General features: G+C 64.2%; 14 protein-coding genes. 6 read left to right on the plus strand and 8 right to left on the minus strand.

Features of this window, described 5'->3' with window-relative positions; genetic code table 11:
• Positions 1-158 precede the first annotated feature (158 nt).
• Positions 159-1,700 (plus strand): MFS transporter, encoded by a 1,542-nt coding sequence (locus ACIQT2_RS08670; RefSeq protein WP_402945536.1) that lies wholly within the window; start codon positions 159-161, stop codon positions 1,698-1,700.
• Between the two features lie 22 nt (positions 1,701-1,722).
• On the opposite strand, the gene ACIQT2_RS08675 is transcribed toward ACIQT2_RS08670, so the two are convergent.
• From ACIQT2_RS08675 to ACIQT2_RS08685, 3 genes are all read right to left on the minus strand, one after another.
• A complete protein-coding gene (locus ACIQT2_RS08675; RefSeq protein WP_402945539.1) occupies positions 1,723-2,124 on the minus strand; it encodes a rhodanese-like domain-containing protein in 402 nt (133 codons plus the stop codon).
• Positions 2,125-2,154: 30 nt separating this feature from the next.
• The gene (locus tag ACIQT2_RS08680) at positions 2,155-3,294 is read right to left on the minus strand and encodes an LLM class flavin-dependent oxidoreductase (RefSeq protein ID WP_402945541.1); all 1,140 of its coding nucleotides are present in this window, start codon (positions 3,292-3,294) and stop codon (positions 2,155-2,157) included.
• A gap of 128 nt (positions 3,295-3,422) precedes the next feature.
• On the minus strand, positions 3,423-4,613 hold the full coding sequence (locus ACIQT2_RS08685) for an MFS transporter (protein WP_402945543.1): 1,191 nt from the start codon (positions 4,611-4,613) through the stop codon (positions 3,423-3,425).
• Positions 4,614-5,124: 511 nt separating this feature from the next.
• On the opposite strand from ACIQT2_RS08685, the gene ACIQT2_RS08690 reads away from it, so the two are divergent.
• The gene (locus tag ACIQT2_RS08690; protein ID WP_402945546.1) at positions 5,125-7,125 is read left to right on the plus strand and encodes a rhamnogalacturonan lyase; all 2,001 of its coding nucleotides are present in this window, start codon (positions 5,125-5,127) and stop codon (positions 7,123-7,125) included.
• Between the two features lie 234 nt (positions 7,126-7,359).
• Here the strand turns inward: ACIQT2_RS08690 and ACIQT2_RS08695 are convergent, their stop codons facing one another.
• Positions 7,360-10,032, minus strand: coding sequence for a Tat pathway signal sequence domain protein (locus ACIQT2_RS08695; RefSeq protein WP_402945549.1), 2,673 nt, complete (start codon positions 10,030-10,032; stop codon positions 7,360-7,362).
• Positions 10,033-10,178: 146 nt separating this feature from the next.
• Here ACIQT2_RS08695 and ACIQT2_RS08700 point away from each other — a divergent pair, with 146 nt between their 5' ends.
• The 4 genes from ACIQT2_RS08700 (at position 10,179) to ACIQT2_RS08715 (ending at position 14,271) form a co-directional block, all read left to right on the plus strand.
• Positions 10,179-10,526, plus strand: coding sequence for an ArsR/SmtB family transcription factor (locus ACIQT2_RS08700; protein ID WP_402945551.1), 348 nt, complete (start codon positions 10,179-10,181; stop codon positions 10,524-10,526).
• 12 nt (positions 10,527-10,538) lie between these two features.
• Positions 10,539-11,036, plus strand: coding sequence for an SRPBCC domain-containing protein (locus ACIQT2_RS08705; RefSeq protein ID WP_402945554.1), 498 nt, complete (start codon positions 10,539-10,541; stop codon positions 11,034-11,036).
• A 103-nt stretch (positions 11,037-11,139) separates the two neighbouring features.
• Entirely contained in the window at positions 11,140-11,721 is a 582-nt protein-coding gene (locus ACIQT2_RS08710; RefSeq protein WP_402945556.1) for an adenylate kinase, read from the plus strand.
• 249 nt (positions 11,722-11,970) lie between these two features.
• Entirely contained in the window at positions 11,971-14,271 is a 2,301-nt protein-coding gene (locus tag ACIQT2_RS08715) for a SulP family inorganic anion transporter (RefSeq protein ID WP_402945558.1), read from the plus strand.
• Between the two features lie 225 nt (positions 14,272-14,496).
• Here ACIQT2_RS08715 and ACIQT2_RS08720 read toward each other — a convergent pair whose 3' ends face one another.
• The 4 genes from ACIQT2_RS08720 to ACIQT2_RS08735 form a co-directional block, all read right to left on the minus strand.
• A complete protein-coding gene (locus ACIQT2_RS08720; protein WP_402945561.1) occupies positions 14,497-15,339 on the minus strand; it encodes a glycosyltransferase in 843 nt (280 codons plus the stop codon).
• Positions 15,336-16,700: a PIG-L family deacetylase gene (locus ACIQT2_RS08725; protein ID WP_402945563.1), complete on the minus strand. Its 1,365-nt coding sequence runs from the start codon at positions 16,698-16,700 to the stop codon at positions 15,336-15,338. Before ACIQT2_RS08725 ends, ACIQT2_RS08720 begins: the two co-directional genes overlap by 4 nt.
• The gene (locus ACIQT2_RS08730; RefSeq protein WP_402945566.1) at positions 16,694-17,761 is read right to left on the minus strand and encodes an acyl-CoA dehydrogenase family protein; all 1,068 of its coding nucleotides are present in this window, start codon (positions 17,759-17,761) and stop codon (positions 16,694-16,696) included. The genes ACIQT2_RS08725 and ACIQT2_RS08730 overlap by 7 nt, the downstream gene beginning before the upstream one ends.
• Before the next feature lie 148 nt (positions 17,762-17,909).
• Positions 17,910-19,997 carry an FG-GAP-like repeat-containing protein gene (locus tag ACIQT2_RS08735; RefSeq protein WP_402945568.1) on the minus strand — a complete coding sequence of 696 codons (2,088 nt, stop codon included), beginning with the start codon at positions 19,995-19,997 and terminating at the stop codon, positions 17,910-17,912.
• Between the last annotated feature and the right edge of the window lie 102 nt (positions 19,998-20,099).

Below are 20,099 nucleotides of genomic sequence, written 5' to 3' on the forward strand. Positions count from 1 at the left end.
AGGGTTCAGCTGAAAGGGGTGGTTTGGTGAGAGAGCGTCCGGAGTGGGGGCGGGTGAAAGTGTCACAACAGGTCACCGACAGTAACCCTTATTCACGCCCGTTAGTCGGGTGTCTCCCGATGCCCGGCGCCGCATCAAGCCACCCTAGAGTCACAACCATGGGTACAAACGCCAAACGATCTGCCCTGTGGCTTTGCCTGGGCGCCGGATTCATCACGCTGCTGGACCAATCGGTGTTTGTCCTTGCGGTCCCGGCCATGTCGGCTTCCCTGCGCGCAGATCCCGGCTCGGTCCAATGGATCCTGGCGGGCTACTCGTTGGCGTTTGGCGTGGCGCTGGTTCCGGCCGGCAGGCTCGGAGACGTCCTTGGCCGGCGCACGCTGTTCATCCTTGGCATCGCAGTGTTCGGTGCTTCCAGCCTCCTCGGCGGCCTGGCCACCGACCCATCCCTGGTGGTGGTTGCCCGCCTCCTCCAAGGATTGGGCGCAGGTACCCTGAATCCCCAGGTCCTTGGCTTGCTGCAGGACATCTACACAGGACATGACCGCGCCAAAGCCCTGGGAGCCTACGCAGCGGCCGGCGGCTCGGCTGCGGTGTGTGGCCCGCTCATCGGTGGCTTGGTGCTCTCCTTGGGCGACCCTGGGATCGCGTGGCGGATCCTCTTCCTCGCCAATGTTCCGCTGGTGTTGATTCTTGTGCCGTTCGCCTTCGCGCTGCTGCCCCGCATGGCGGTCCGAGCGGAACGGAGCAAAACATCCATCGACATTGTCGGCGCCCTCCTTCTTGGTGGCGTGGTGGTTGCCTCGCTCATCCCCACGATTTACGGAGCCGGCACGGTAGCCGTAACTTCGCTGGCATTCGGGGCCGGCGCCTTGCTGGCCTTCGCGGTTTGGGAAATCGGGTACCACCGCAGGGGCAGGACACCTTTGCTGAGTGCCGGTCTCGCCACCTCAAAGGGGTATGCCTTGGGCACGGTGGTGGCGCTGTGCCAGTTCGGAGTCGGCGCGGGCATGGCTGCCGTAACGGCCTTCTATTTCCTCTCAGGAACAGGCATGGCACCACTCGCCGCAGCGGCCATCCTTGCGCCGCAGGCGGCTGGCATGCTGCTCGCGTCGAGCTTCAGCTGGCGGTTCGTGGCCCGCTACGGACGTGGAGGGATAGTGGTCGCGGTCGCGGGGAGCCTCGCCACGCTGATTGCCAAGGATTTCTTCGTCCAACGGTTCGACGGCGGGACAGCGGCACTGGCCGTCGCCGCCGTCGGGCTCTTGCAGGGGGTGGCCACGGGCCTGGTCGTGGCGCCAAACCAGACCCTCACCCTGGGGCACGCGCCGGCTGGGGCTGCGGGGGTCGCCGCAGGTTTCTACCAGCTCAGCCAGCGATTCGCAGCGGCCCTCTGCTCGGCCGCGGCGGCAGGGATGTTCCTGCAGGCGCACGGTGCCGTCACGGGTGGGGCTTCCAAAGCTGCCTTCCACCACGGAATCCTGATGTGCTGCAGCCTGTTGGGCGTCGCGCTGCTGGCGGGCGGCCTTGACTGGCTCCGCGAGGCGCGCAGCCCCGGAAACTCGAGTGCCGCCGTCGTGGTTTCCGTAAAGGAAGGCACGACGGCGGCGACGGAACCCGCGTTGCGGGGTGCGGTTTCGGAGGGCCCGACGGCGGCAGATGCCCGCCGCCCGGAGCTCCCCGAAGCGGTGGACGCCTAAGCGGATTCGGCGGGCCGGGAGGTCAGGCAGTCGGCGCGGCTTCAGCCGGGGGTGCCGTGGGTCCGGTGGTGGGGACTCCTGAGTCGCGCAGGGCCAGGAACCCGCCGTCCACGTGGACCACATTGTCGTAGCCCAGGACCTTAAGCTTCTGAGCCACGGGTCGTGAGCCGTTCACCGAGCCGCAGAACACAACAATTTTCTGTTCGGTTCCCGTGACCTGGGGAAGGCGGTGCGGGGAGCCGGGGGCGAAGTCTTCGTCCACGTGTTCGCGGTTCACAATGACGGCGCCTGGCACTGCACCGGTGCTGGCGCGGCCGCCTTCGCTGCGGACGTCGATGACCAGCGCGCCGTCAGCGATCAGGGCGGACGCTTGTTCGGCAGTGATGAGTTGGGTGTCTGTTTCAGTCCTGGTTTCGGTGGTCATTGGTGCTCCTTTGGTGGGTAATGGACAAACTCAGAGACCCCAGGCCTCGGCGAGGAGCTGGTAGGAGCTCTCGCGGTCGGCGGGGTGGTGGGCGATGGTGGTGATGAGCAATTCCTGGGCTCCGGTTGCGTGCTGCAGGGTCCGGAGGTTTTCGCTTACTTGATGCGGGTCTCCCACAAAGCGGGTGTCCAGGCGGTCCTTGACCAGCTCTTCGGCTTCGGCGTCCAGCGTGAAGTCCGCGGCGTCATCAGGCGAGGGGTAGGGGATGGCGCCCTGTCCGCTGCGGATCCCGTAAACCCACTGCGCGTAGCCGCGGGCCAATCGACGGGCGCTGAACTCGTCAGGTGCCACCAGGACATCCGCGGAGACGATCACATGCGGCTCCCGCAAAGTTTCGGAAGGCTTGAAGTGTGCCCGGTACTCGGCGATGGAATCCAGGACGGTTGCCGGTGCCACGTGGTAGTTCGCGCCGAACGGGAGGCCCAGCTTGCCCGCGAGCCTGGCACTTGGACCTGCCGTGGAACCGTGGACCCAGAACTGCGGGGACTGACCCAGCGCCGGAGTTGCCGTGACCTCCTCGCCGTGTTTGGTCCGATAGTCGCCGGTGAAGAAACCGATGATGTCCTGGACGTCATTTTCGAAGTTGTCGGTGTCTCCTGGAAAACGGCCCAGGAGTTCGCTCTGCAGGCGGAACTTCCGTGGCAGGACCGCCCCAAAGATGGGCCGGGGGGCGGGAACCACCAGTCCATCCACTATGCGTTCTTCGGGTTCGCTGGTGTCCGGTGCAATAAAACCGGGCGCCGGCTCGCTGGGTGACTTGGGAGGACCGGAGCGGCCAAAGCCCAAGTCCAGCCGATCAGGGAACACCGCTGCCAGGGTACCGATGCTCTCCGCGATCTGGAGGGGCCGGTAATTGCCCAGGAGCGTGGCTGCCGTGCCTACCCGGATGCTCTTTGTTGCCGATGCCACGAGGCCCGCGAGCACATGCGGGGACGAACCGGCCACGCCGTCGTTGAGGTGGTGCTCGGCCAACCAATACCGGGAGTAGCCTGCTGCTTCCGTTGCGACGGCCAGGTTGATGGTGCTGCGCAGGGCGTCGCCGGAGCTCTGGTTGGCCGACACAGGGCTGAGGTCAAGGACTGACAAGGGAATCACGGAAGGCTTCGGCATGGCAGCACACTACGGAGGAGTGCCGGGCCGCCCAAGTTCTGGTGTCACTGTCCTCAATGGGGCTACATGCGGCTCAACCGGGGGCAACAGACCGTCACACGCGGCTGTGCCGCGCGGACGCCTCCTGATTACCCGGGGAGGCGGGCCTCGTGGTCCAACGGAATTCTTGTTCGTCCATTCCGACCCGCGACGGCGATGACCGCCAGACCCACGGTGGTGAGGACGGCGCTGGCCACGAAGATGCCGCGTTGACCGAAGGCCGTAGCCGAACCCAGGGCGATGATGGGACCCGACACGATCGCGCCTACGCGGCGGGTGTTCATGTACAGGCCCGTGGACAGCCCCGGCCGTGGAATCATCTGCTGGAAGAGGGGCAGTCCCACTCCGGCGATCCCGGCAAACGACCACGCGTTCAGCAACTGCAGGGCCAGGAGCATGATGGGCTCCGTGACAAAGGCCAAACCAACGTAGTAGGCGATGCCAGCAACGCAACTGGTGGCGATCAGGCTGAGATGCGCGAACCGGTTGCTCAGCCTGCCAATGATCAGCAACGCAGGCACCTCCAGGGCCGCGGCAGCACCCAAGGCCACACCTGCCCACAGCACATCCAGCCGCATCGTTTCGCCAACGTAGACCGTCATGATGGTCATGGCTGTGGCATTTGTTGCCTGGAGCAGAATAAACGCCGCGGTAACCAGGACGATTCCCGTGCGGCTCACTGGAGACTCGTGGGCAGCGGATGGGGCATCTGCGGTGCCGTCCTCCGGCTCCTGGGTGGACGCCCGGTTCTTCCTGATCATGGCCCACGTAGTGGCCATATTGAGCACTGCGACGGCGGCGATTGCCAGAAGTATTGCCGGATTACCCAACCAGCCAATGATGAAGGTGGCCAGCGGGGGACCGGCCACCCACGCTACTGAGACGACAGCCCGGGTATTGACGATGGTGGACGTTCCCGCGCCGGAGTGCCGGAGGTGGGCGAAAAGCATGGAACTTCCGACGCCGGCCGGCCCGCCGACCACCACCAGTGCGATCGTGGCAAGGGGCAGGATGGTTGCGAAGGCCAGGATCACCGCCAGAAGCAGTGTCATTGCGCCGCACGCAAGCATGGGAGACAGGTAGTCGCGCTTCGTGTCCGCGTAGGCCGGAATCACCAAGGAAGCGACAAACCCACCGATGTTGTAGATGGCAAGTACCCAACCGACGTCGGATGTTGAAGCCCCGTAAAGGTTCACGAGAATCAGTGCCAAAGCGGGACTCAGGAAAGCCATTTGGAGACCCCACAGCAGTGCGGACGCCGGCACCAGCGTTCTGTTCATCGGAGCATCTTTCGTATGTTCACGGGATTTACCGTACGAGGGGCAGGTCCCGGCAGGGAGTGACTGTCAGTACCCCGGAGAGCCGTGGGCCGAGTGAGTGAGAGAGGGACGGCAGGAAAGGGGTATTTGGTGAGAGAGGGACAGGAGGGGAGGGGTGTTCGGTGAGAGAGCGTCCGGTGGGCGTGGGGCGTGGGGTGGGGTATGGGGTGTTCGGTGCGGGGGAGGGGAACAAAAGTGAACATCAAGAATCGAAAAATCCCAGTAATTTCCAGTCAAACTCTTGACCGGGGTGTCGAGCGCTGTAAACATAGACCCCGGAAAGCGTTTTCACTTCCCAGCTAGGTAGTAGTCGATCTCGTCATGAGCGCTGAAAACGGCATCAATGGCGACCCGGTTGGGTGCGCAACCTCGGATCCTGCCATTTGTGGAAAGGAATACCTGGGCGCGTAAGTGAAACGTTCCAAGAACGGGCGGCGGACCCTCCGCTGTCCAGCATCAAAGGAGATGTTCTTTGGCTTACCCCTCGAAATGTTCCTCCCGCAAACCACTCGTACCCCTCGCAGCCACGGCCACCCTCGCCGCAGCAGCCCTGGCCTTCACCGGTGTGCCCCTCGCGCAAGCGGCAACCACCCAAACAGCGCAAGCCAACGCAGCCGCCGTCGTAAGCGCTGGAAAAGGCCAAACGCCCAAGCGGCAAGTGGAAAACCTGGATCGGGCGCCCGTCGCGGTCCTGTCTGACCAGGGCGTGACCGTCAGTTGGCGCATGCTGGGCCTGGACAAGGACAGCATCGGGTTCCAGGTGCTGCGCGACGGCGTCAACATCACGCCTCAACCCATCCGCAATTCGACCTTCTTCGTGGATCCCACGGGAACGGTCACCTCAAGCTACGTCATCAAGACGGTGGGCAATGGCCAAGGCCAGGACAAACTGACCGAGGCTGTCTCGCCGCTGGCCCAAAACTACCTGGCCATCAAGCTGGACAAGCCCACGGACGGGGTCACCCCGGACGGCAAGCCCTACACGTACTCCGCCAACGACGCGACAGTTGCGGACCTCGACGGCGACGGCACATACGAGGTCATCCAGACCTGGTCGCCGTCCAACGCCAAGGACAACTCGCAGTCGGGATACACGGGCAACGTGTACGTGGACGCGTACAAGCTGGACGGCACCAAGCTGTGGCGCATCGACCTTGGCCGCAACATCCGCGCCGGCGCCCACTACACGCAGGTGCTGGCCTACGACTTCGACGGCGACGGCAAGGCCGAGGTTTCGTTCAAGACGGCCGATGGCACCACGGACGCTCTCGGCACAGTCATCGGTGACCCCAACGCCGACTACCGCAACACCGCCGGCTATGTGCTGAGTGGACCCGAGTTCCTCACGGTGTTCAAGGGTGAAACCGGAACCATCATGGACACCGTGGCCTATGAGCCGGAGCGCGGATCGGTGGCCAGCTGGGGCGATAACTACGGCAACCGCGTGGACCGTTTCCTCGCCGCTGTGGCCTACCTGGATGGCGAACACCCGTCCATGATGTTCAGCCGCGGCTACTACACCCGCACCGTGCTGGTGACCTATGACCTGGTAAACGGCAAGCTCGTGAAGCGCTGGACGTTTGATTCCAACGTGGCAGGCGACCAATACAAGGGCCAAGGCAACCACAACCTGTCCGTGGCTGACGTTGACCAGGACGGCAAGGACGAGTTCGTATTCGGTTCCATGACCATCGACGACAATGGCCAGCCGCTCTACAACACCAAGCTCGGCCACGGCGACGCCATCCACACCGGCGACCTTGATCCGTCACGGCCGGGCCTGGAAACCTTCGCCGTCCACGAGAGCATGAGCCAGAGCGGTAACCGTGGCGCCACGTTCCGGGATGCGGCCACCGGTGAAGTGCTCTGGAGCATTCCGGCCATCAAGGACACCGGCCGTGGGGCATCGGGCGACATTGATCCCCGGTACGAAGGTGCTGAAGGATGGGCTGTGGGAGGATCCGCAGCGTGGGATTCGCCCGTGGGCCAGCTGATGTCCGCCAAGGGTGAGCTGATCGCGGAGAACATCCCGGCGGCGAACTTCCTGGCCTGGTGGGACGGCGACCTGCTCCGGGAAATCGTGGACCATGACTACGATGCCACCGTTTCCCGTGGTGTCCCCACCATCTCCAAGTGGAACTGGGAAACCGAGACCAGCGATCGCTTGCTGACCGCCGATGGTGCCCGCAGCAACAACACTACCAAGGGCAACCCCTCCATCCAGGCGGACATCCTGGGTGACTGGCGCGAAGAGATCGCCTGGCCGTCCACGGACAGCACGGAGCTGCGGATCTACACCACAACGGCTCCCACCGAGGTCCGGCTGCGGACCCTGATGCACGACACCGTCTACCGCACGGCCGTCGCCCGCGAAAACGTGGCCTACAACCAGCCGCCCCACCCGAGCTTCTTCATCGGTGAGGGCATGAAGACTCCGGCCGCACCCGCCGTCGTCTATACCGGCAAGAAGTAAGCGCCAACAACAAAGCCGCCCACCCCGTTTCGGAGGTGGGCGGCTTCGTTGTGTGCGGCGCCAGGTGGTTGCTGACTCAGGGTGTACCGCCCCGACCCTCTTTGAGCCCCCGATCGCTGATAATCAACCTTTTTGGGCTGTTTATCGCCTTGAAACGCGGCAAAGTGGGTCGTGACGGCACAAGACGTACGACGCCGGAGCCTCCGACGGCGGCCCCGGAGCCGTCGCGGCGGGCTACTGTTGCGGGGCCACCGCGGGCAGGTGCTCACCGACGAGGGCCAGGTTCTGGATAACTGCGAGGCCGAATTGTGCGGCGTCGTTCGTGGAGACGGTGGGTGCCTCGTCAACCGGCGTCAGGACGTAGGGCGGCAGGATCTTCTTCACCGTGAAGGCCTCGGCATGGTTCAGGTTCTCCCCGCCGACGCTGAAGCTCTCCCACGCCGAAGCAGCCAACTCCGCAGAACCAAGGCGGGACGCAGCGTACGCGGTGAGGCGGCTGTGGGCCTGGGTGAGGTAGATGCCGGCCAAGGGTTGCCCCACCTCCGACGCCTGCGTTGCGGGGGACGCGAGGAACAGCCGGCAGTACTGCATCCAGGCCTCCTCAAAGGCCGGGGACGGAACCAGGTTGATGAGTTCGCTGCAGATTTCCACCAAACCGAACACGGCACTGAGGTGGGAGACGCTGATGACTTCCCTGCCGGCGTCGAACCTTCCGGCGTCCAGGTCGTAGAGCGCCTCACCGGTAAGGAAGCCGTACTTCAGGGCGCCGATGTCCTCCATGGTGCCCAGCAGCCGGTCGCGGGAGCGGGGGTTGCCGGTGCGTTCCCAGTCGGTGAGCCACGTGGCGGCGAGCGATCCCCAGTCCGTGCCCAGGCCAACGCCCAAAGCGCCTCGGTCCGGACGGTAGGTATCGGCGTCGGGCCGGACCTTGCGGACGGGGTCCAGGCCCAGGAAGTTCTGGTCGCTGTCCACGAGTTCGGTGAGGAGATCGCCGGTGCGTTCGTCTGCGGTCAGGTAGTAGTAGAAGCGCCGGTAGGCGGGGTTGCTGATGCGCAGTTGCTTGGCGCTGCAGCCCCAGTGCTGGACGTTGTGCCGTGACCCGAGCCCTCGCCAAGGTCCCGAGTGGTACACATCCACCTCGCCCGTGTGCCGGGTCATGGCCTCGGCGAAACGGAACACATCGGCGCGGCCCGAGCGCAGGTACATGTACCAAAGCCACAGATCGGGGGAGAGCTCGGAGTTGTCCCAGGCGTAACCGCCTACGTCGTAGCGCCACACGTGCCTGTCGGAGTCGTAGGTGTGCATCACGTCGCCGTAGTTCCAGAACCCGTACCAGCGGCGTTGTTCCTGTTGGCCTGCGTAGAAGTCGAACAGGAAGTCCAGCTTGTCCTCGAGCTCGGCGCGGTCGGGGGTGCTGCGGTCCACGGGGGCCCAGTCGCCGAAGACGCAGGCCGCGTGCAGGACCGACGTCGTGGGCTGCAGCAACGGGGGAGTGGATGCAGCGAGGGCATCCGAGGCAAGGGACTCCGTGGACGGCGTGGAGTCGTAGGCGAACAGGGTCAGCTCGTGGGTGCGCGCGATTCCGGTGGGGTTTCCGAAGCCCGGCTCGTAGTCCTCGTAGGTGATCTCCAGGCCTTCGAGTTGCTCCTCGAAGGTGTCCTGGCCCAGGCCGTTGTGGTAGAAACGCAGGTCCATGGGCTGGGCTTCGGGGGAGTAGAGCCAAGCGGTCAGCTCTGCGGACTCGGAGGCAGCGCCGCGGATGTCCAACTGTCCGGGGTGCGACTGCCAGAAGTCGCGCACGCCAACTCCGAACCCGCCCCGCAGATCGCTGAGCGAACAGAACCCGGCGGCGCGCGTGCCTCCCGAGATCCCCACCCATCCGTGCCCGGGCGCGGTGCGTTTCCGGAGTTCGAACCCGTCGGCGGACAACTGCGTCAGGGTGTAGTCGTTCCACGAGGGAATGAGGTGCAGCCGATCCGAGACTTCCGGATTCCACGTACTCAACGCCGGCGTGGCTTGTCCGGCCACGTGGGCCTGCCTCACGGCCTCGCCCGGATCCCGCCGCAGCCCGGTCAAACCCCGGATGCCTTCCACCAGGAAGCCGCCGTCAGCGCCTGCAATCCGTACGTGACGATCGTGCAGTGCGCTCTCCAGCGACACCGTGAACCGCACGCCGAGTCCCGCCAGGAAGTCCTGTTCAGCCTCGCCGTCCCACACGAACGAGTGCGTCATGCGAACACTTCGGGCGCCGGCATGGAAGGTGAAGCGCGCCGTGAAGGGCAGCCACTCCCGCGTGCCGGCATCGGCTTGATGCGCACCCTCAAGGCGAACCACGGCGCGGATGGGCCCGTGCTGTTCCACGGTGACGGAGCGGACGTGTCCTGTGTAGCCGTCGCGGACTGTGTTGCCGGCCTCCTCGATGACTCCGTGCTGCAGGAGGCTCACCAATCTGGCGTTGGATGCCACCACCGAGCCATCGCGGGACAGGCTGCGGAACAAGGACTGCCCGCTGCGCGGAATCACCATCTCCAAAGGTCCCGTGGAGACGGTGACCGCCTCTCCGGTTTCGGTGACGGTCACCTGGGGCGAGCGTACGACGGCGGCTGGCGCGCCGCCGTCGTGCGCTTCCGTTGCGTCCGGCTCGCCGGAGCCGTACCGGACGGTGTATGCCGAGGAGGGCTGCTCCGTTGCCGGGATGGCAAGTCCGGCCCACTTGAGGGTCCCGTCCGGCCAGGTTGCGAGGGGCCAGGCCTGGGCAGGGACGCGGGTGCCCTCCTGGTCTTCGACCGAAACCGCGGAGGCCGCCTGAACTGCACCCCGTGGGAAGGGCATCCCCCACGTGGCACCTCCGCTGAGGCTTGCCGGGGGTTCGCCGTCGATCCACGTTGCCGGGGCGTGCTGGGTCATGGAGATTCACCTCAAGAGTCTGGGAAAACGCTTTCTTTGTGACGTTTCAAAAAACTTACCCCGGGTGAGATGCGGGCCGCAAGGGGAGTCTGGAGAAGCTGGCAGGCCATTGACTCCCCGGGCCGCCCGCCGTATCGTACAACCAAATGGTTGTAGATCAGCTCAGCAGCAAAACGTCCGACGCCGAACTGGACCGCCTTTTCCGGGCGTTGTCCGATGCGACGCGCCGCGACATCGTGGCCCGCGTGACTGCCGGGGAGTACACGGTATCCGGGCTGGCTGCGCTCTACGCCATGAGTTTCGCGGCCGTACAAAAACACGTCGCGGTCCTGGAACGGGCCTCCCTGGTGTCCAAGGAAAAGCGGGGGAGGGAGCAGATTGTGCGGGGCAACCATGATGGCTTGCACCAAGCCCGGCACCTGTTGGATCAATTCGAAGACGTCTGGCGGCAACGTGCCGGCCGGATTGCGGACATTCTCGCTGAAGATAACTGAAGGAGATCTGCCATGGCTGTTGTCAGTGTGGACAAGAACGTTGAGGCGCTGAGCTTCACCATTGTCACCGAATTCGATGCCGGGGTTGAGCGTGTCTGGCGCATATGGGAGGACCCGCGCCAACTGGAGCGCTGGTGGGGACCGCCCACTTGGCCGGCGACCTTCCCCAGTTACGACTTCACTCCCGGTGGCAAAGCGGCGTATTACATGACCGGCCCCGATGGCACCAAGGCACATGGCTATTGGACAATCACGGCCATCAGCGCTCCGGACCACCTCGAGTTCGACGACGGCTTTGCGGACGAGCACGGTGAACCCGTGGACCACCTTGGCGTCACGCATGCCACTGTGACGCTCGAACCGCTGGGCGAGCGGACCCGAATGACCCTCACCTCGGTCTTCGAGTCCCAAGGGCAGATGGAGAAAATGGCCGGGATGGGCATGGAGGAAGGGCTGCGTTTGGCCATCGAGCAGATCGACGCCCTCCTGGGAGAAGCGGCCAACGCCTGAGCGCCATATCAGCCTCAAAGAAAAGCCGGCGACGACGGGAGCCACCCGTCGTCGCCGGCGTTATGGTTTAACTCCCGGCCGCCTCTCGAAACGGACATGAGTCATGGCGCGACTGATCATCATGGGCCCTCCCGGTTCAGGAAAAGGTACGCAGGCTGAGTACATTGCGCGGCACTTCGGTGTTCCTGCGATCTCCACGGGTGAGCTGTTCCGGGCGCATGTCCGCGATGGCACCGAGCTGGGCGCAGAAGCCGGCAGGTACATGGATCACGGCGAGTTCGTCCCGGACCACGTCACCACTGCAATGCTTCGCGGACGCTTGGAAAACAACGACGCCGGTGCGGGCTTTTTGCTGGACGGCTACCCCCGGACGGTGGCCCAGATTGGTGCCTTGGACGAGTTGCTGGCCGCACGGCAGCAGGCGCTGGAAGTTGTGCTGGCCCTGACGGTGTCAAACGACGAACTGGTGGAGCGGATGCTCCGCCGAGCCCGCGAACAAGGCCGCAGCGATGATACCGAGGCTGTCATCCAGCGCCGGCTGGAACTCTACCGGGACGAGACGCAGCCCGTAATCACGGCCTACTCCCAGCGCGGAATCCTGCTGACAGTGGATGGCTCGGGGGACAGGGACACCGTTACGGCTTCCGCGATTGCCGCGGCCCGGTCGAAGCTGGCCGATGGGTAATTCCCAAAAACCCTGAAGTATTTTAGGGAAATAACGTACATTTTTGAATGGTGATTTTTCATAAACCTACGTTTCTGGTCTATATTGGCTATTCGAAGGCTGGTTTCATTGCTTGCCAGGATGAATGGCTTGAATACCAAAAATTTGCAAAGAATGGCAACTTTAGTTTTTCCCGTCACATATTGTTGACGATTATTAGGTGTCTTTTTAGGCTGCGGAAATAATCTTTCCGAGCCAAAAGGAATATTCATGTCTCACTTATCGGGTCCTGTTGCCGTGCCCGGCGACACCCTGAGCCCGCCCGGCAACAAGCCTTCCGGAGCCAAGCCCAGCCCCGGCAAACCACGGCTCCTGGGCAACCTTGGCGCCGACCTTCCGGCCTCGCTGGTGGTGTTCCTCGTAGCCCTGCCGCTGTCCCTCGGAATCGCGGCCGCATCCGGTGCGCCGATCATGGCGGGCCTCATCGCCGCGGCTGTGGGCGGCATCGTCGCAGGCAGCCTCGGGGGTTCCGTCCTCCAGGTGAGTGGCCCCGCGGCCGGCCTGACTGTCGTCGTCGCCGGTTTGGTCCAGGAGTTCGGCTGGCAGGCGACGTGCGCCATTACCGCAGCGGCCGGCGTCGTGCAGTTGCTCATGGGCGTCAGCCGCCTGGGCCGCGCCGCGCTGGCCGTCTCGCCGGTGGTGGTCAAGGCAATGCTTGCCGGCATCGGGATCACCATCATCCTGCAACAGCTTCACGTCCTGCTGGGCGGCAAGGCAGCCGGCTCCGCGGTGGAAAACCTCGTGACTCTGCCGGCCGCGATGGCGGGCATGAAGGTGGAATCTGCCCTGCTGGGCATCGCGGTAGTGGGAATCCTCATGCTGTGGAAGTACGCCCCGGCCATGGTGCGCCAAGTGCCGGGTCAGTTGGTGGCCGTCGTCGTGGTCACTGCCGTTTCCGTTGCTGTGGCGCCGGGTGTTGAACGCATCAGCTTCAGTGGTTCCATTTTCGACGCGATTGCGTTGCCAAGGCTGCCCGACGGCAGCTTGGGCACCGTGGCCATGGCCGTTGTGACGGTCGCGCTCATTGCCAGCATCGAATCCCTGCTCTCCGCGGTGGCAGTGGATAAGATGCATGGCGGAACGCCCACCAACCTCAACCGTGAGCTCGTAGGACAGGGCTCGGCCAATGTTGTCTCCGGCCTGCTTGGCGGTTTGCCGGTGACGGGCGTGATCGTGCGCAGTGCCACGAACGTGGAGGCCGGCGCCAAGGGCCGGTCCTCGGCGATCCTGCATGGCGTGTGGGTGCTGGTGTTCTCGGCCTTGTTTGCGGGCCTGATCCAGCTGATTCCGTTGTCCGTCCTGGCGGGTTTGTTGCTGGTGATCGGCGCCAAGCTGGTCAAGGTGGCAGATATCAAGACGAGCCTTCGGACCGGAGATTTCCTGGTCTACGGTGTGACGTTGATCTGCGTAGTGGTGCTGAACCTGCTTGAAGGCGTGATCATCGGGCTGGCCCTTGCCGCGCTGTCTGTGCTGTGGCGCGTGCTGCGGGCCCAAATCCATGCCCATTCTCCTGCGGGTGAGGGCCAGGCATGGCGTGTGACCATCGCCGGATCCTGCAGCTTCTTCGCGCTGCCGCGGCTGAACCGGGTGCTGCAGGCCGTGCCCGCCGGCCTGGACGTCGTGGTGGAGCTCAACGCCGACTACCTGGACCATGCTTTCCGTGAAGCCTTGGTGGCCTGGCGTGCGCAGCGGGAGAACACCGGAGCCACCGTGACCTTCGAGGAGCACGGAACCACGGCCTTCACCGATGCCGCCCACAGTGCGCCGCAGCGGCAGGACCCGCGGGAGTTTCCGCTTCCGCCGCGCACGTCCTGGCAATCGTTGGAGGTAGCCGGGCAAACGGACGACGACGGTCAGCCGCCTTTGCGGTCCATCCTCCTGGGCATCGACAAGTACCACCGCCGCCACGCAGACAAGGTCCGGCCTCTGGTACAGGACCTGACCGACGGGCAGAACCCTGACACGCTGTTTGTTGCCTGCGTGGACTCGCGCGTGAACCCTAACCTGATCACCAGCAGTGGCCCCGGCGACCTGTTGACGCTACGGAACATTGGCAATGTGGTCTGCAGCGACAGCAACGATGCCTCCATCGATTCCACGCTGACGTTTGCCGTGAAGGCCCTCTCGGTGGAGTCGATCGTGGTGTGCGGGCACTCCAACTGCGGGGCCATGAAGGCCGTCCTGGCAGATGCCGAAGGCGCCACCCCGGCCTTGGGTTCCGGGTTCGATACCTGGCTGGAGCATGCCCGTCCCAGCTATCAGGCCCTCCTTGCCGACCACCCGGTGGGCCTGGCTGCCGCGGCCGCCGGATTCAGCCGGCTGGACCAGCTCAGCATGGTCAACGTTGCCGTCCAGTTGGCCAAGCTGGGCGAGCACCACGCCACCGGACCGGCCTTGGCTTCCGGGAACGTGCAGGCCACGGGTTTGTTCTTCGACATCAACACGGCCCGCGTGGTGCTGGTGACGCCGGAGGGGATCGAACAACTGGATCCGAGCATGGCCCTGCGCTGATTGCTGGCCCTGCGCTGATTGCTGGTCCGGCGCTGACTGCTGGCCCCGCGGTGATTGCTGGCCCCGGGTGGCAACGCTGTGTGCTTCGGCAACGTTGAGTGCTCGCCCCGTGTGCCTCCGCGACCCACTTTGAGCAAGGAACTCCCTGTCTCGCCGTGATGTACGGCGTGTCGGGGCAGCCCGGACCTCAAAGTGGGTCGTGGCGGTACATGGCTGGTGGTCAACCTAAGCCGACTCGGCAACCACGGGAACATCCTGTGCCAGCGAGCGGAGGTAGGCTGCGAATCCTTGTGGGGCCCGGGCATGTGTACGGCCCGACGTGGTGACACGGATGGAGTCTGTTGCCTGCACCCGGAATCCATGCCGACGAAGCCTCTCCACCAACATCCTGTCCTCATGGGCGCGGACAGCGGGGAATCCGCCGGACTGCAGGTAGGCGGATGCCCTGACCCCAAGGTTGGCGCCGTAGATGTGTGGGTGGGACTCCTTGAAGGGGTGGAGTTCCAGCCAACGCAGAAGCACCGCGGCGTCGCTGTCGGCCGGATCGGGTTCCACCGAGCCCAGGATCGCATCGGCTCCTGAATTGGCCAGTTCCACCTGCCGGACCAGCCAGTCTGCCGGGACTGTTGAGTCGGCGTCGGTGTTGGCCAGCCAAACGCCCTCCGGGTCCTCCGCCGCAACCTTCAGGGCGAAGGCCACTCCCGTTGCCCTGCTGGCACCCGTGCTCCGCAGCTTCACCTCAAGGGTGGCGAGGACCGGGTGGGTTGCTGCAAAGGACGCGGCGATGCGTGCCGAGCGGTCGGTGCAATTGTCCAGGACCACAGAGATGCTGGTGGTCACTGCGGGGAATAGCTGCTCCAAGCCCTGGGTGGCCCGGAGCAGGGACCCAAGCGCGTGTCCCAGGCGTTGCTCCTCGTTGTGTGCCGGAACAACAACAGCCACGTGACGGATAGCCGCTGAGAGGGGTTCGTCGCTGCGGCTACCCAAGTCCAGGTGGCTGCCTGCGTCCCGTTGGCCGCCCAAGTCCAGGTGGCTGCCTGAGCCCTGCCAGCCCTCATGGCCGGTCATGCCGGGCCGTCCGGCGAGACGAGTACCTCGAGGAGGAAGTCCTTCTCCCGATAGATCCCTCGGCTGGACCAGTCCAACTGCTCGCGTGCCGTCGCGTGGACTGTCTCGCCGTCCATTTGCCACCCCGAGATCGGATGCCTCCAGTGGCACAGGAGGAGAGTGCCTCCCGGGTTCATGGAGACTTTCACGCGCTGCAGCAGCTCAGCCAGTTCTTCGGGTGCCACGTAGTAGCCCATTTCCGAGACCACCACCAGGTCGAAGCTGCCATCGGGCCATTCGTGGGGGACTGTTGCCTGAAGGGTCCGGGCATGGCGAAACCGACCGAGCCGTTCGTTTGCTTGGCCCAAGGCTTTGCTGCTGGCGTCCACGGCAAGGAACTGCCCACATCGCGGCGCCAACTCCTCGCTGAGAGTGCCAATGGAACAGCCCACTTCCAGGCCGGAGCCATAGCTTTCCTCCGGAAGCGCGGCCAAGGTCAGGGAACGTTTCCGGTGCTCGTACCAGCTGGTGGCGTAGTTCCACGGATCAGCTTCACGGGCGTGGACCGCGTCGAAGATCTCTTCGGCATCGGCAGCCCTGTTGGATCCAGCCACGGGTGGGTGCCAAGCGAAGGTTTCCCACGATCGTGAAAAGTGCTCCAGGAAGGCGGGGGACAAGAGCGTCTCGTCTCCCGCCTGATCAGAGAGTGGCTCCGTCTGCGAAAGGTGGGCGCGCATTGCCCTGCCCTTGGCCTCCCGTTCCGCGGAAGACAAAGGGACCCGCACCCACTCCTTCCACGTGACATCCTCGGGTCCGGCCCACAACCAGTACCAAATGGGGTATTCCAACAGCCCATGACCACCTTCGCCAGCTACTTCGGCGGCCACACTGCCAAGGGTGTCGTGGTCAATGTGCCCGTCGGCCCGGTACGGAGCCACGATCACAACCTGGTCTGCCTGTACCCCTTCATCCGCGATGGCCTGCCGGAGGGACTCGGCAATGGCCGGGCGCGACGCTGCCAATTGCCGGTCCGGAACTTCCAAATACCGCCACGTCGCGACGGGTGCCAGCCCGGACACAGCCGTTTCGAACTCCGCGAGCCGGACAGCGGCAAGCCGGTCCGCCGTCGTCGTTGGTGAAGCCGGATGAGACGCCTCACCGGCGCTGCACAACAGCAGGCGGATCGACGCGCCTGCTGCCTGGAGCTTGGCAAGGAAGCCGCCGGCGCCGAGCGATTCGTCGTCGGGATGGGCGGCCAGCACCACGAACGTGGTGGCCGCCAGATCGCCGGCGCTGAGGGGCAGCTCGGGCAGCGTCCGCACGCCGCTGGCGGACCAGGCTGCTTCCGGCGTCCCGGTGTCAGTGTGCGAGAACGTCACCATGCCCGGTCACCCTTCAGCGCCAGGGAACCGAGCTGGGCGTCGTCCCGCATGGCATGATGCTGCCGGACGTAGAGGGAAAGGTCCGCCATCTGCTTCCCGTACCATTCGTCGAACGCCAGGGGGCCGGGCCCTCGGTTTTGGGACACCAGAGCCTGGATGCGCTCGACGGCGGCAGCTACGGTTCCGCGGGCACGCTGGGCCTCGCTCCATGCGCTGGGGCCGACGCCGGTCAGGTTGGCGTCGATTCTTTCGGCGGTGCGGGCGAGGAGGGCTGCCGCCGAAGCAAGGAGCCGATCGATTTCGCCGAGGTGCGCCAGTGCGAGCTGGTCCGGTTCGCGGCCCTTGTCTGCAGCATCCGTCAGGGACTGGGCGAAATCGCGTGCAAGCCCCACGGCCCCGCCCAGCCAGCAGGCGGCAACTCCTATGCCACCCCAGGCGAAGCCGGGACGCTCGTGATACCAGCCGGGTCCTTGGAGCAGCGTGGCCGGAACCTGCTCGAAGTGGACCGTCCCGCTGGGGATTTCCAGGAGGCCCCTGCTGGTCCACTCAGGCGTCTCGCAGGTGACGCCTGAGTGGTGCAGGTTGACGGCGAACGCTGCCCGTCCCTGCCCTCGGGGGAGGTGGGCGGTGATGACCGCACCATCGAGTTGCGACGCGAGTGAGCACCATGGCTTGGTGCCGTTCAGCACGTAGTTCCCGGCTTCGTCCCGCGTGGCTTCCAACTTCATTCCGGGGCCTTCTGCGGCGAAGACTCCCCAGGCCCCCTCAGGTTCGGGTTGTCCTGCCTGGGCCAGAATGTGCACGGCGTCGAGATGCGGTTCCAGGACCCGGCCTGCTGCCACGTCCACTGCCGTGACGGACGCCAGGACTTCCCACAGTTTGCCTGTGCTGCCCTCGCCGGGATGGGGCGCGGTTCGGCCGATATCCTTGGCTATCTCCAGCAGGGCCGGTACGTCGCCTACGAGTTCGCCCACCGCTTCGATGAGGGGCTGGAGGGCCTGCAGTTGTGCCGGTTCCGAGTTGATGCGGACGGGTTGGGCTGTGCTCGTGGATTCATCCATGGACTGCCTCCAAACTGTCGACTCTTGGTCTTGCCTGTTTGGAACCAAGCTACCCTAAGTAGCCTTAGTTTTTTTGCCCTGAAACAGAAAGGGCGACGGCGGGAGGTCCCGTCGTCGCCCTTGCAACGCTCCTGATGTTCAGCGTGGGTTAAATGATCGCGTTCATGACATTCCAGCCTGAACCGACCTGAACTCGGGGCAGCCAGCCGCTCTTTCCGTTACCCGGGTACAGCCACAGTGTTCCGGCGGCATCGCGGGCCAGGAGGTCAACGTTGCCGTCGCCGTTGAAGTCGCCGGGTGTTGCTACTGCTGTCATGACGTTCCAGCCCCAGCCAATTTCAACGCCCTGGCCAAAGGAGGTCCTCGGATGGCCGTCGAAACTCTGCAATGTGCCGTTGGCATCGCGGGTCAGCAGGTCTTGGACGCCGTCCTTGGTGAGGTCGCCGGGGCCGGAGAGGTAGTTCATGCCGTTCAGACCGCTCCCAACGAACCAGGTTTGCAGCCATCCGCTACGACCGTTGCCCCGGTAAAGCAAAAGGTCTCCGCTCGGGCCCCCCGCGACGATATCTGCGTTTCCGTCCAGATCGTAGTCGCCAATGCCTGAAATGGCGGTCATGTAATTCCAGCCCTGGCCCACTTGGACACGCGCCAGCCAGCCGCCTTTGCCGTTCCCTGGATACAGCCACAAAGCGCCGCCGGAATCACGGGCCAACACGTCGGCCTTACCGTCACCGTTGAAATCCCCGGGGGTGACGAGTGCTGTCATGGCGTTCCAGCCTTGGCCGACCTTGGATGGCGGCTGCCAGCCACCGCTGCCGTTTCCGGGGTAGAGCCACAGATCCCCGTTGCTGTTCCGCGCCAGGATGTCGGGCTTTTTGTCGCCGTTGAAGTCGTGCCTGACGTCATCAGGGGAGACAGTAATGGTGAACGTTGGACTCACGGCATCCGGGCTGAATCCGTTGGTTGCGGAAACGCTGAAGGTGAACTTTCCGGCCCTGGTCGGAACTCCCTCAAGTAACCCGCCTTCAAGGGTCAGGCCGGGAGGAAGTGACCCGGAGGCAACCTTGAAGGAGATGCCGTAGGAGCCCTTGGCAGAGAATGCGAAGCTATACTGGGCGCCCACCCTTCCCTTTTCCGGAGGTGCGCCGGACGTGATGACAGGAGGGATATCCCTGCCGTCAATGATCACTATGTCGCTGGTGTCCTGATTATTGGCGCGATACAGGTCAGGGACGAAGACGGTGTTTGTTTTCGTATTCACGGCCATCCGACCGGGGATATGGAAACCCGGCACAAAGGTGGCCGAGTTGGTCGCGCCGGCGAACATCCGGACCCGCCATTGATACTGATCGGAGACGTAGATCTTGTTGCTTGCTTCATTGACGGCGAGGGAGATCGAATAGTCACCGGTGGGAACCGTGGCTACTGAATGGGTTTTCCCGTCCAGTACGGTCAAGCTCGAATCCGCGAAGTTGAGGGCGTAGACCTTGTTGGTTGTGCGATTGACTGCCAATTCCTGGGGGCTGGTACCGGCGCCTGTCGGCACTACGGTACTCTGCTGCGTGGCCCCGTCGAAAACTATGATGGACCGTTCCCAGCGGCAGGCAACATACACCGTGTTGGTGACGTCGTTGACCGCTACTGCGTAGGCCGTATCACATGCGTTGACCTTGGTCATTGCGTTCGTTGAGCCGTTCAGAATGCTCAGGCTTCCATCAAAGTTGACGGCATAGACGGTGTTGGTCTTCTCGTTCACCGCCAGTTGGAAGGCTCCGCTCGAAGGAACTTTTCTGATGGTGTTTGTGGCACCATAAATCACACTGATGCCGCTGCTGTGTGGGACGTAGATCTTGTTGGTCGTTTCATTCACCGCAGGTTTGCCGGCCAACTCCGAGAGTTGGATCTTCGTACTGGTACCGGAGCTGCCATCGATGACCGACACAGAGGTTTCGCCGTAATTCTGCACGTAGACCTTGTTGGTCGCCTCGTTGACCACCAGTTCGCGGGGCTCGGTTCCCACGGAAACTGTCTTCCGCGCTTTGCTGGTCGGATCAATGATGGTGACCGTGTTTGCCGCGTCATTGCTGGCAAAGACCTTGTTGGTTATTTCGTTGACGGCCAAGGCGAATACCCTTTGGCCAACTGGCACCCGGTCGGAGACGATGTCCGCCTCAGCGGCAGGCGTGACACCCACCATGAGGCCAGCGATTGCGAGAGTTGCTGTCAGCAAACCCACGACACGGCGCGGTGCACCTTCAGCAGGAAAAGCAGAAAAACCCAGAGCAGCCAAAGGCTCAAACCCCTCAAAAATTAAAACGCGACCATCGCGTCAACCTGC

Source organism: Paenarthrobacter sp. NPDC090522 (assembly GCF_044769225.1).
Taxonomy (GTDB): Bacteria; Actinomycetota; Actinomycetes; order Actinomycetales; family Micrococcaceae; genus Arthrobacter.

What these genes read in the sequence shown, in the direction of transcription:
- ACIQT2_RS08670 (WP_402945536.1), top strand. Translation starts at nt 159, where the DNA reads ATGGGTACAAACGCCAAACGATCTGCCCTGTGGCTTTGCCTGGGCGCC.
- ACIQT2_RS08675 (WP_402945539.1), bottom strand. Translation starts at nt 2,124, where the DNA reads ATGACCACCGAAACCAGGACTGAAACAGACACCCAACTCATCACTGCC.
- ACIQT2_RS08680 (WP_402945541.1), bottom strand. Translation starts at nt 3,294, where the DNA reads ATGCCGAAGCCTTCCGTGATTCCCTTGTCAGTCCTTGACCTCAGCCCT.
- ACIQT2_RS08685 (WP_402945543.1), bottom strand. Translation starts at nt 4,613, where the DNA reads ATGAACAGAACGCTGGTGCCGGCGTCCGCACTGCTGTGGGGTCTCCAA.
- ACIQT2_RS08695 (WP_402945549.1), bottom strand. Translation starts at nt 10,032, where the DNA reads ATGACCCAGCACGCCCCGGCAACGTGGATCGACGGCGAACCCCCGGCA.
- ACIQT2_RS08700 (WP_402945551.1), top strand. Translation starts at nt 10,179, where the DNA reads ATGGTTGTAGATCAGCTCAGCAGCAAAACGTCCGACGCCGAACTGGAC.
- ACIQT2_RS08705 (WP_402945554.1), top strand. Translation starts at nt 10,539, where the DNA reads ATGGCTGTTGTCAGTGTGGACAAGAACGTTGAGGCGCTGAGCTTCACC.
- ACIQT2_RS08710 (WP_402945556.1), top strand. Translation starts at nt 11,140, where the DNA reads ATGGCGCGACTGATCATCATGGGCCCTCCCGGTTCAGGAAAAGGTACG.
- ACIQT2_RS08715 (WP_402945558.1), top strand. Translation starts at nt 11,971, where the DNA reads ATGTCTCACTTATCGGGTCCTGTTGCCGTGCCCGGCGACACCCTGAGC.
- ACIQT2_RS08720 (WP_402945561.1), bottom strand. Translation starts at nt 15,339, where the DNA reads ATGACCGGCCATGAGGGCTGGCAGGGCTCAGGCAGCCACCTGGACTTG.
- ACIQT2_RS08725 (WP_402945563.1), bottom strand. Translation starts at nt 16,700, where the DNA reads ATGGTGACGTTCTCGCACACTGACACCGGGACGCCGGAAGCAGCCTGG.
- ACIQT2_RS08730 (WP_402945566.1), bottom strand. Translation starts at nt 17,761, where the DNA reads ATGGATGAATCCACGAGCACAGCCCAACCCGTCCGCATCAACTCGGAA.